Origin of the sequence: Janthinobacterium sp. P210006 (assembly GCF_036231885.1) — a bacterium.
Classification (GTDB): domain Bacteria; phylum Pseudomonadota; class Gammaproteobacteria; order Burkholderiales; family Burkholderiaceae_D; genus Janthinobacterium; species Janthinobacterium violaceinigrum.
The window spans coordinates 115,749-127,387 of sequence record NZ_JAZARD010000004.1 but is presented as its reverse complement, the minus strand read 5'-3'; the positions used below and the strand labels follow the sequence as shown (position 1 = coordinate 127,387).

The window sequence follows — 11,639 nt, the reverse complement described above, 5'->3', positions numbered from 1 at the left end:
ACGTTGCCAGCCCGGATGCATAAACCGGGGGCGGCCCCGCCGGGGGGATGCGCCCGGCAGGGGCATCCCGCTTCCGCGGGAAGCAGCCATCTTCGCCGTTGGGGTTTCCGTCAATACAACACTCAAGGACTTGGCCGCCCGCACTGCCCCCTCCCGCACGCTAAATTGCATGTCAGAACTGATATACTGACGCCCCCGCCCCGCAGCGCTGCGTTAGCCCGCTGCGCCGCCCGCTGAACACTCATCCGGAAAAGAATGATTGATATAATGGCAAGTGCAGCCGTGGCTACGGATGCAAATCAGACAGAGCAAGAGCATCACGATTCCTTGCAGGCGCATTTCCAGCCCAATATTTCGGCCGATGAAATCGAGCAAGTTTTTCACTTGAAGCGGGCACAGCCCTTGCTGCAAGTGTTTACGGCCCTGTTTCATGGCGGTTTCGATGGCGTGCTGGTGCGTCTGCTGGTGTTGCGCGAGCTGGCGTCCGATGCGGCGACCTCTGCCTATACGCGCGCCGATATCAACACGAAACTCGCGTATCTGTTGCCGGAAAGCCTGGAAACGGTCTTGCTGCGCCTGCGCTCGAACCAGTTGCTGGCCTGGGACGCGCAGCAGGGCGTGTACCGCGTCACGCCCATGGCGCGCAATGTGCTGTCCGCCATCGACAGCCTGCTGGGCCTGGGCCAGACGGAAGATGAAGCGGAAATGGGCTTCCTGCTGTCGCAGGTGGCCGGTGCGCAAGCCGTGGGCGGTGTGTCGGTGGAGCAGTTGCAACATTTGCTGGGCCGCCTGGTGGACTTGACGGAAGAATTTTCCGACGCCATCGCTTCCGGTTCCGAATTCCGCCTGCGCACGGCGCAAGCGAAGTGGAACATGGCGTGCGACTGGGTCGAGAAGGGTTCCGAGATCCTCGTGGCCATCACGTCCGACGAAAACGCGGACAGCGCTACGCACAAGGCGGCGCAAGCCATCGGCCGCGCGCAAAGCAAATTGCTGAACATGCAAGGCATGTTTTCGCGCGCGCTGAACCAGATCGAGCGCCAGCGCGTGCACCTGGGGCAGTCGGGCCTGTCGACCACGGACATCAAGCGCTGGCTCCTGCTGCATGACGACCTGGCCAGCCTGGCCGAGGGGGCCATCGACCAGCCCGTCGTGCCCCTGTTCTCGACGCCGGCCGAGATGATCGACGTGGCCGAAACGGAACTGCTGTCCGAACGGGCGGCAGGCGTGACCAACACGGGCCTGCCCAGCGGCGAGGACGCGCCCACCACCATCAGCGACGGACCCGCCATGCAGCTCGAACTCGATGACTTGCTCGAACGCCTGTCCAACTTTGCCAGCCTGGGCAATTTCCCCAGCATCGGCGAAGAAGGGCCGAAATCGGTGCCCGTGCAGGATTCGCTGCTGCCGGCCAGCTTTGCCGTGGCGTCCTACCGCGCCTCGATGCTGCCGCTGCTGGGCGATGTATCCGAAGCGAGCTTGCAAGGCTCGACGGCCGAACTGGCCCGCCTGCCGATTACCTTTACACCGACCGACGAGATGGTCCAGCTGACCGACCCCCACGTGGCGGCCATGTCGATCGCCTCGCTTTCACTGAATGTTTCACTTGATTTAGATAGCGGCACCGCCGATGAATGACGATTCCCAAATCCTGATTGCGCGCCTGCTCACGCATCAAACCCTGCGCCGCGACGACAAGCTCGTCAAGCGCGTGCTGTCCGACGAGCTGTTCCGCGCCGAGATCGATGCGCGCCTGCTGGCCTGCGGCTTGAAACTGCTCGACAACGTGTATGCCGACCATGTCACGCTGGCCCTGACGCGTACCATCGAGCCGAAGATTTTCGGCGCGCGCGACGTTTGGCAAAACAATAATTTTGGCCTGGCCCGCGATGGCGTGGCCTTGCTGGTGGTGTTGTGGGCACAGATCATCCTGCCCAAGCGCGAACGCCAGGAAACGCACCAGCACGCGGACGACGACCAGAACGATATGTTTGGCACGGAAAAACCGCTGCCGCGCGCGGAAGATGCGTCGATCGGCATTTCCTACAAGGCGCTGCTGTCGGACTTCGGCGACAAGCTGGGCAAGAAGACGCGCATGGACATGAACCTGGGTACCCTGGCCAAGCTGGGCTTTATCGAGCGGCGCGGCGACTTTATCCTGGAAGGTCCGCTGCTGGACCTGATGATGGACACGGACGTGTTGAAAGAGCGCATCATCAATGGCGCCCTGGCCGACGTGTTCAAGCGCGCGCCGTCGCGCCTGGTGGCCGTCAGCGGCGATCCGCTGCTCGACGCCGACCTGGCGGACGACCTGTCCGCCGACATCGGCGACTCGCCCGACGCCGGCGATGCCGGCGACGCATCGTCGTCCGACCTCCCTCACTGAAAGCGCCCATGTTTCATATCAAATCACTTGAACTGGTGCACTGGGATTACTGGCAGCGCATCAAGAATATTCCGCTCGACGCGAAGATCATCACCATCGCGGGGCAGAACGGCTCGGGCAAGACCACCTTGCTCGACGCCTTGCGCACCCTGTTCGGCCTCGACTGCTCGATGGGCCGCACCTATAAGCACTATGCGCGCCACTCGGGCCAGCAGACGGCCTGGCTGCGCGCCGTGGTCGACAACAAGAACGTGGGCAAGCAGCTGTCGAACCGCCCGTTCCGCAGTTCCGGCTTCTTCAGCGACGATGAAGTGACCCTGTTTTGCCAGATCCAGAAGAACGGCGGTGACTGGAAGCGCCAGTATCTGATGCGTCCGGGCAATGTGCAGATCGAGGACATCACGGATGCCAACGACTGGCTGGGCGTGGAAAACTACCGCAAGCGCCTGGCCAATGCGGGCCTGTCGCCTGCCATGTCGAAAGTGCTGGCGCTGGAGCAGGGCGAGACGGACAAGTTGTGCGAATACGCGCCGCGCCAGCTGCTCGACCTGGTGTTCCAGGTGTTCGGCGACAAGGAAGTGCTGGACGCCTACGACGAAGCCAAGCGCCACCAGCGCGACACGGAAGTGGAACTGAAACGTTTCGAGACGGAACTCGAAGCGTCGAAAACCAACCTGGAAGGCTTGCGCCTGCGCGTGGCCAATTACCACCAGTGGGAAGGCTTGCACAAAGAGCGCCGCAACCTGCTGGAAGAAGTGCTGCCCAGCCTGCAGTACCACGAGGCGCGCGAAAAGGCCGCCGCGGCCAGCCGCCAATTGCGCGATGCGCGCAAACCGATGGCGCAGGCGGACCAGCAGCTGACGGACAAGCGCAATGCGCTGGCCGCGCAGGCCAAGGCCCTGTCCGACGCGCAGATGAATGAAACCTTGCTGGAACAGGAATCGATCGGCTTGCAGAGCCGTTTGAGCCTGATCAACAGCAAGCTCAAACCGCTGGACAGCTTGCTCGAGCAGAAAGACCGCTTGCACAAGCTGGCGGCCGATTCGGGCAGCGACATCGCCGAAGTGGCGGCCCAGCTGGAACAGAAGGAAGCGGAATTGCTGCGCCAGCGCCAGCAGCGCGACGCTTTGTCGGCGCGCATTGCGGGCGAACAGGCGACGATTGCCGCGCTGCAAGGCAAGACGGCCATGCCGGAGCCGGACAATGTGCGCGGCATGCGCCGTGCGCTGCGCGACGCGGGCATCGGCCACGCCATGCTGTCCGATATCGTCGAAGTGACGGACAGCCGCTGGCAGGGCGCCGTCGAAGGCGTGCTGGGCGGTTACGCTTCTGTCGTGCTGCTGGACAAGGCCAAGGATGCGGCTGCCGCCTACCGCCTGGCCGAGAAGGAGCGCTATCGCCACTTCATCGTGCCCGACCTGGTCACGGCACCTGTTGCCAAGGATGAGAGCCTGCTGGCGGTGGTGAAATTTTCCGCGCCCGTGCCCAGCTGGCTGATCGAGCAGCTGTCGCGCATTGCTAGGGTCGACTCCGTCGAGGCCGGTTTCAAGCTGGGCAACCATGAGGAGTGGATCACGCCCGAGGCCTACCACCGCGAACGCCGGGGCGGGCGCTCCCTGTTCGTGGAAGCGTCGCGCTACCGCTTTGGCCAGGCTGGCCGCAGCGGCCGCCTGGAAGCGCTGCTGCGCTCCCTGCCGGGCCTGGAAGGACAGGAAGATACCCTGACCCTGGCGATCTCGAAACTGGCGGCCGAAGTGGGCGCCTTGAAAGCGCGCATCGCCGGCGTCGACGCGGCCAAGGAACTGAGTGCGCGCCAGGAAGAATTTGCCGAAGCGCTGCGCAATTCGAAACCGCTGAAGGAAGAGCGCCTGGAAGTGGGCGGCCGCCTGGGCGAGCTGCAGAACCTGACGAAGAACGCCACCGTGGCGCGCACGCGTGCCGATACGGTGTGGCAAAACGCGCGCCTGGCCCTGTCCGAAGCGGAAGCGGGTTCGCGCCTGGGCTACAAGAAGCAGATCGAGCAGCGCGCCGAGCATGCGCGCGCCTTGCTGGCCCTGCGCCATGCGTGGCGCCACTTGCCGAAAAGCTGGCGCCGTCCCGCGCGCCGCGCGGCGCTCGTGGCCGAACACCAGAATGCGCATCAGGTCGACTTGCGCGTGGCCAGCCTGCAAAGCAGCCTGGCGCGCGACGATTGGGAACTGGACGCCACCGTCATCGACCAGCACCACCGCCTGTCCGACCAGTTGCATGGCCGCCAGTCGGAAACGGATGAGCGCCGCTACCAGAACAACCGCGCCATCGAAGCGACGGGCAATGCCCGCGGCGCCTACATGGAACGCTTGCGCTACACCATCAAGACCTACAGCAAGAATATCAAGGAGCTGGGCGAACTGGCCGGCATCGAAGTGCATGCCGACCCCGTGCGCCTGGAAAACGACGACGTGCAGCTGTCGCAGGCGGGCTTGCACGTACGCTTCAAGTTCGACGGCAAGGGCGTCATCGGCATGAACGATGGCGAAGCGTCGGGCGGCCAGCAGGTCATGAAGTCGCTGGTGCTCTTGATCGGCTTGCTGAAATCGGAAGACGGTTCCGGCGGCTTCGTCTTCATCGACGAACCGTTTGCCCACCTCGATATCCGCAATATCCAATTGGTCGGCGAGTTCCTGAAAAACACGGAAGCGCAGTACCTGATGACGACGCCGTTGACGCACAACACGGACGTCTACGATCCATCGGAACTGACCTTGATTACCAGCAAGAAGAAAAAGGATACCCAATGGGCGCAACCGATTTTCGTGCTGCAGCGGCGTATCGATCCCGCACCGGGCAAGGCCGCGTGATGCGCGTGCATACCATGCTGGCTGCGGCCGTGCTGGCGCTCGCGGGTTCGGCGCCAGCCGTGGCCAACGACGGCATCGGCTCGGTCAGCGCGGGCGGCATCCTGTTCGGCAAGACCGATGCCGTGGCCATGAAAAAGGAAGTCCTCAGCGTGAGTGCGGAATTGATCAAGGTCGAGTATGAATTCCTCAACGAATCGAAAGCGGATGTGGAAGAGACGATCTTCTTCCCCCTGCCCGAATACTCTTCCGGCTACCATGGCTCGCCCACGTATTACGGCCAGCCGCAGCAGTTTTCCGTCGAGGTGGACGGCAAGCGCAAGGCGTATCAGACGACGTTTGTCGCCAAGCTCGACAGCAACGATGTGACGGCCCGCTTGCACCAGCTGGGCTTGTCGGATGCGCAGATCGCCTACTTCCCGTCGCACACGCCGTTCGACAAGAAAGTGGCGCCGCTGACGGCTGCGCAGAGCAAGATCATGATCCGCGAAGGCTTGCTGGCCCAGTTGTACGACGAGGAATGGGTACCGGCCTGGACCGTGAAAGTCATCTACCTGTGGCAGCAGAAATTCCCCGCCGGCAAAGTCGTGCGCGTGCGCCACCAATATGCGCCATTCGTCGCGGCCGGTCCGGGTGCGTCCTACCTGGGCGATGGCAACGAGTTTGAAAAGAAATACTGCGGCGACAAGGCCTTCTACAAGACGTGGAACCGCCTGGCCGCCAAGCAGGGCGAAAGCGGCTTCGTCAATGCCGTGTGGGTTTCGTACATTTTGACCACCGGTAATACCTGGAAGAATGGCATCGAAGACTTTACCTTGAACTTGATCAAGGGCAAGCCGGACGAGCTGGTCAGCCTGTGCTTCCCCGGCACGTTCAGCAAGATCAATCCCACCACCTTGCAAGTCAAGCTGCGCAACTTCCATCCCAAGCAGGATCTGGACGTGTATTTCGGCAATGTCGAAGGCACGGTCGCCCACGACGGCGTGGCGCCGCAGATCCGCCCGTGAGCGCCTGAGCGCCGTAAGCGCTGGCGGCGCGCTTGTGCGCCGTCGCCAGCGTCACGCGGGAGTTAATTGTGTAAAACACAATTAAATGCACTGTGGATATATTTTTCCTATAATTGGCAATTATCCAATAGTGCGTTCCGCCTCCTCATTCCCATGTCCCTGTCGCTTTCCACGCCCGTGCGCCGCATCGGCCGCCTGCTGTGCCTTTCCTCCATCCTCATGGCGCCTGCCGCCTGGGCCGACAGCTATACCGATTTCCAGCAAGCGAGTGCGCGCCTGGAAGCGATGATGGCCAAGGCGACGCCACAAAGCGGCTTGCCGCGCCAGGGCGACCCTGCTGTCGCTGCCTTGCTTGCCCAAATTACCGATGCGCAAGGCCTGTTCCAGGCGCCCGTCGCCGCGCTGCAGGACGTGAACCAGAGCGTGGCCGTGTGCGAAAAGGCCATGCGTTTGGGAAAAACATACTATGCGTTTGGCCTGGAATGGCCGTTGCCGCTGTCAGGCGCCCAGCTGCAGCAGGCGCGCAAGGAACAAGTGACGCAGAATCTGGCCAATTACGGCGATGAAATGAGCACTTTTTTTGCTTTCAGCATGCATTGCCATGCGCACTTGATTGGCTTGATGGAGCAGGAATTCGCTGCCCAGCCGGCGGAGGCGGTGAGCGGGCCCGAGCGTCTGCGCGCACGGGCGTTCAGCAAGAATACGGCTGTTGTGTTCACTGGCGTGGTGCAGTTCGCGCAAGTGCCGTTCTGGAACGTGGCGCAAAAGAAGCGCATGCTGGAAGCGGCCGCGCAGCACGCCACGGCAAATGTCGGACTGATGCCGCCGCCCTTGCGCGAGCGCCTGCTGGCCAGCATGGCGGAGGCGGACAAGGACCTAGATCCTTCCCTGACACCGCCGCTGGCGACGATACGCCAGGCCCTGTCGGCGTCGGCGTGCGCAGGCCTGTGCCAGTTCTATTGACGTGCGGCGGGGGATTACTGGGGATTACTCGGGCGCCTGCAGCGGCTTGTTGCGCTGGCGCCAGCGCAGCAAGCCCCAGGCGTAGACGGCGTAATAGCCGATGACGAGGCCGTAGGCTGCCATGGTCAGCGGGCTCTGGCCGAATGGCGGCGGCGGCACGGGCACGTCGAGGCGCGTGTTCAGGTAGATTTCCATGCCGCGGTACAGCAGCCGCGCGATGAACAGCATCGTGATGGCCAGGCCCAGGTAGCGGTGCTGGGTAAAGAAAAAGTCCTTGCCGACCTGCTCGAAGCGCGTCAGCTTCAGGCCCAGCACGCCCAGCCAGCCGCCGGCCAGCGCGGCCGCGCCCAGGCTGGACAGGGGCAGGATGTCGAATTTCGTCGTCGTCGCCAGGAACAGCAGCAGGGCAGGAAACGCAATCGCCACCGTCCAGTGCCGCCACAGCTGCGATTTCTGGCGCGCCACCAGTTTCTTCAGGCGCGAGTAGATGCGCCAGACCAGCAGCGGGACCAGTAACAGCAGGGCGAGGGTGGTGGTTTCCATGTATGCATTCGGGTACGGGTAAAACAGCGATTGTAAGCGAGATGGGGACGGGCGGCGATGCTTGTCAAACGGGAAAAATTGCTTATTGACATTTATATGGCGAGAAAGCACTATGCCCTGTCACGAAGTGCCGCCATGTGCGGCACGGTGCCGTCAGCCACTGTCTTTCATCCACCTCTCTGGAGTGCCATGTCTGCTCGTTTTCCTTTGCTGCCCATCACTGTCGGCCTGATCGCCTCGTCTTCCCTGGCCGTGGCGCAAGATGGCGGCTATCGTGCCCCGCCAGCGCCCCTGCAAGCCATCGTCGACGCGCCGCGCGCGCCCACTTTGAGCCTGAGTCCGAAACGCAATCTGGCCGCCGTGCTGCCCACGCCCTCCTTGCCCAGCATCAGCGAAGTGGCGCAGCCGGAACTGAAGCTGGCAGGCCTGCGCATCAATCCGCGCACGTATTCGGCCAGCCGTTTCAGCTTCTACACCGGGCTGGGCTTGCTCGACATCGATACGCAGAAGGAAATCAAGGTCAGCGGCTTGCCCGCCTCGCCGCGCATCGCCGACCTGGCCTGGTCGCCCGACCAGCGCTATCTGGCGTTCACGCATGTCGCCTTTGCCGATGCCGCCAGGGGTGTGAAGGAATCGGGCGTGGAACTGTGGCTGCTCGATGTGCAGACGAAAGCGGCGCGCAAGCTGGGCAACGCGCCTTTGTCGACCGTGTATGGCCGCGGCTTTTCCTGGATGCCGGATAGCAAAACCCTGCTGGTGCAGCTGAAGCCGGCCAAGCTGGGCGCGGCGCCCGTGGCCAGCGGCATCCCCACGGGACCCGCGATCCAGGACAGCGTGCCGGGCGGCGGCGTCAAGCAATTGCGCACCTATCCCGACCTGCTGAAAAACGAGCAGGATGCGCAGCTGTTCGAACACTACATCACCGTGCAGCTGGCCTTGCTGGACGTGGCGGGCAAGCAGCGCCTCGTGGGCCAGCCCGGCCAGTTCTCGCGCGTGTCCGCCTCGCCCGACGGCAAGCATCTGCTGACGACGAGCATCGTGCGCCCGTATTCCTATATCGTGCCGGCGCACGACTTCGGCCACCAGATCGACGTGCGCGACCTGACGGGCAAGGTGACGCATGCGGTGGCGGCCCTGCCGCTGGAAGAAGGACTGCCGCCAGGTAATGATGCCGTATCGGCCGGCGTGCGCTCCGTCAGCTGGCGCGTCGATGCGCCCGCCACCCTCGTGTGGGCCGAAGCGCAGGACGGCGGCGACCCGGCCAGGGCGGCGGAGATCCGCGACATCGTCTACACGCAGGCGGCGCCATTCACGGCCAAGCCATCCGTGCTGGCCAGGCTGGGTTCGCGCTACGCAGGCGTGGCCTGGGGCCGCGGCGACCTGGCCCTGCTCAGCGAGTCGTGGTACAAGACGCGCGCCGTCAAGCAGTGGCGTATTGCGCCAGATCAACCATCCACGCCGGCCGACCTCGTGTACGCGGGGTCGTTTGAGGACCGCTACAACGATCCGGGCCAGCCCGTCATGCGTGCGGACGCGGCCGGCTTGCCGCGCTTGCTGATCGCGCTGGATAATTCCATCCTGCTTGACGGGCAGGGCGCCTCGAAGGAAGGCGACCGTCCCTTCATCGACCGCCTGAACCTGACGACGAAGCAAAAGGAGCGCCTGTTCCAGAGCGCCGCGCCGTACTATGAAAACGTGGTGGCCGTGCTGGACGAGGACGGCAGCCGCCTGCTGTCGACGCGCGAATCGCCGACCGAGCAGCCGAATTACTTTGTGCGCAACCTGAAACAGCAGGGCGCCGCGCAATTGACGGCCCTCACGCATTTCGCCCATCCCTTGCCGCAATTGAAGGATGTGCAGAAAGAGCTGATCCGCTACAAGCGCGCCGACGGCGTGGACCTGACGGCCACCCTGATGCTGCCGCCGAACTACGACGTGAAACGCGACGGCCCGCTGCCGACCCTGATGTGGGCGTATCCGCAGGAATTCAAGACGGCCAGCGCCGCCAGCCAGACCAAGGGATCGCCGTATAAATTCAACGCCGTCAGCTACTGGGGGCCGGCCGCCTTCCTGTCCATGGGTTACGCCGTGCTCGACAATCCATCGTTCCCCATCGTGGGCAATGGCGAGCAGGAACCGAACGACACGTATCTGCCGCAGCTGGTGGCCGATGCCGAGGCGGCCGTCGACGAGGTGGTGCGCCGTGGCGTGTCCGACCGCCACCGCATCGCCATCGGCGGCCACTCGTATGGCGCTTTCATGACGGGCAATTTGCTGGCGCACACGCGCTTGTTCCGCGCCGGCATCGCCCGTAGCGGTGCCTACAACCGCACCCTGACGCCGTTCGGCTTCCAGGCGGAAGAGCGCCCGTTCTGGCAGGCGCCCGCCGTCTACCAGGCCATGTCGCCGTTTAACTATGCGGACAAGATCAAGGATGCATTGCTGATGATCCATGGCGAGCAGGACAACAACCCGGGCACCTTCCCCATCCAGAGCGAGCGCATGTTCCAGGCCGTGAAAGGCCTGGGCGGCACGGCGCGCCTGGTGATGCTGCCGAACGAGAGCCATGGCTACCGCGCGCGCGAATCGATCATGCAGATGCTGTATGAAAGCAATAACTGGCTGGAGAAATATGTAAAGAACGCCGCGCCGCCAGCCGCCACCGAACCGGCAGCGAAATAAGCGCAGCACGGGGGCAGGCGGCGGCATCTCGTGGTATGGTCTTCCTTTGTCTGCAGGGAGGCCAGCCATGTCAGTCATCAATGCCCACCGCGCGCCCGATCCCGCGCCCGTCGATGAACCGTTGCCGGCGCCGGAGCCGCAAGAAGCGCCCGGGCGCCAGCCGGGGCCCGTGCATCCGGTGCCGCAGGACGATCCCGTGCCGCACCCGCATCCCAGTTAATCTCGTCAAGAAAGGCTGTTTTAGATGGCAATTGTCAAAGAAGTCTACACACGCAAAGTCAGCGGTGAAACGTTCGACTATGAACTCGATTACACCCAGGGCACGGACGTGGCCTGGATTGCGCGCGTGTACCACGACGGCGTGCTGAAAGGCTCGCCGCACGGCGCGCTGACGGCCAACGTGCTGTCCGGCCCCGCGCTGGAACAATATCTGCGCGCATATGTCGAAGGCATGATCGAGCGGGGACTCGACGTGGCCGAGTAAGCCGTTGGCGTCCTTTTCTGCAAGAGTGCGGCGGGTTCCCGCCCCATCATTTCCGGCGATATGGATGCGAAAATCCGGCCGTCATCGCGGCCCTGGAATGTATTTATAACAGTCCTGAAAAGATAAAGCCCGCGTAGCGGGCTTTTTTTTACGGAATAGCATGTCATTTCCAGACATTTCCAGAGCTGGATGCTCATGTTTTTAAAAGTGCCATATTCATGCATGCCAAATACATGCTGTCCCGTGCTTCACGCTATTCTATTATTTCTGCGCAAAGCGTTTATGGGTAGCCGTGGCCAGTTCCTGGCAATTCCGGTCCGGTAGAGGAACATGGCATTTGCATGTCTTCCAGGCGGTACGGTGTTTGTTCGCCCCAATAAATCATCCTGCCCGAGCAGGTGAACTCTGCACCGCCTACATGATCCGAGTACGATGGGTCGGAATAGTAAGAATAAGTGATGGAATACATTGGCCGGGCGTAAGCCGCGGCGGCAACCAGCAATGTTGCAAGCGTAGCGGCAAAAGCAATTTTCTTTTTGGTTTTCATCTATTTTCCTTGATTATAAAATTCAAAAAAATATATCCCCATAAATTTGCTGCGAATTGATTGTATCTTAATAATTTAATTTTTTAGCATGATTATCGGAGATTCTTGGTTGCGCCAATTTCGCCATTGTTTGTTTTTACGCCTATGCGTTTCGTGATCAGCCATCGATAAAAAAATGCCGCTCAGTCTG

At 62.4% G+C, this 11,639-nt stretch carries 10 protein-coding genes; 8 read left to right on the top strand and 2 right to left on the bottom strand.

Translation table 11 applies throughout. The features are described from left to right. Nucleotides 1-267 precede the first annotated feature (267 nt). The 5 genes from VPH41_RS20265 (at nt 268) to VPH41_RS20245 (ending at nt 7,193) form a co-directional block, all read left to right on the top strand. Complete coding sequence (locus VPH41_RS20265; protein ID WP_152284932.1) at nt 268-1,638, top strand: hypothetical protein; 1,371 nt, start codon at nt 268-270, stop codon at nt 1,636-1,638. Further along, a complete protein-coding gene (locus VPH41_RS20260) occupies nt 1,631-2,386 on the top strand; it encodes a hypothetical protein (protein WP_152284911.1) in 756 nt (251 codons plus the stop codon). The genes VPH41_RS20265 and VPH41_RS20260 overlap by 8 nt, the downstream gene beginning before the upstream one ends. An 8-nt stretch (nt 2,387-2,394) precedes the next feature. After that, nucleotides 2,395-5,226: an ATP-binding protein gene (locus VPH41_RS20255; RefSeq protein ID WP_152284912.1), complete on the top strand. Its 2,832-nt coding sequence runs from the start codon at nt 2,395-2,397 to the stop codon at nt 5,224-5,226. Further along, nucleotides 5,226-6,230 carry a DUF4424 family protein gene (locus tag VPH41_RS20250; RefSeq protein ID WP_328571319.1) on the top strand — a complete coding sequence of 335 codons (1,005 nt, stop codon included), beginning with the start codon at nt 5,226-5,228 and terminating at the stop codon, nt 6,228-6,230. Before VPH41_RS20255 ends, VPH41_RS20250 begins: the two co-directional genes overlap by 1 nt. A 153-nt stretch (nt 6,231-6,383) precedes the next feature. Then, entirely contained in the window at nt 6,384-7,193 is an 810-nt protein-coding gene (locus tag VPH41_RS20245; protein ID WP_328571318.1) for a hypothetical protein, read from the top strand. A gap of 24 nt (nt 7,194-7,217) precedes the next feature. Here the strand turns inward: VPH41_RS20245 and VPH41_RS20240 are convergent, their stop codons facing one another. After that, nucleotides 7,218-7,736: a hypothetical protein gene (locus VPH41_RS20240; protein WP_152284916.1), complete on the bottom strand. Its 519-nt coding sequence runs from the start codon at nt 7,734-7,736 to the stop codon at nt 7,218-7,220. A 189-nt stretch (nt 7,737-7,925) separates the two neighbouring features. Here VPH41_RS20240 and VPH41_RS20235 point away from each other — a divergent pair, with 189 nt between their 5' ends. The 3 genes from VPH41_RS20235 (at nt 7,926) to VPH41_RS20225 (ending at nt 10,902) form a co-directional block, all read left to right on the top strand. Then, a complete protein-coding gene (locus VPH41_RS20235) occupies nt 7,926-10,418 on the top strand; it encodes an alpha/beta hydrolase family protein (protein ID WP_328571317.1) in 2,493 nt (830 codons plus the stop codon). Nucleotides 10,419-10,485: 67 nt separating this feature from the next. After that, nucleotides 10,486-10,638 carry a hypothetical protein gene (locus VPH41_RS20230; protein ID WP_193317658.1) on the top strand — a complete coding sequence of 51 codons (153 nt, stop codon included), beginning with the start codon at nt 10,486-10,488 and terminating at the stop codon, nt 10,636-10,638. 24 nt (nt 10,639-10,662) lie between these two features. Then, nucleotides 10,663-10,902 (top strand): hypothetical protein, encoded by a 240-nt coding sequence (locus VPH41_RS20225; RefSeq protein WP_152257023.1) that lies wholly within the window; start codon nt 10,663-10,665, stop codon nt 10,900-10,902. 280 nt (nt 10,903-11,182) lie between these two features. On the opposite strand, the gene VPH41_RS20220 is transcribed toward VPH41_RS20225, so the two are convergent. Continuing rightward, nucleotides 11,183-11,449 carry a DUF6289 family protein gene (locus tag VPH41_RS20220; protein WP_151092380.1) on the bottom strand — a complete coding sequence of 89 codons (267 nt, stop codon included), beginning with the start codon at nt 11,447-11,449 and terminating at the stop codon, nt 11,183-11,185. Nucleotides 11,450-11,639 lie beyond the last annotated feature (190 nt).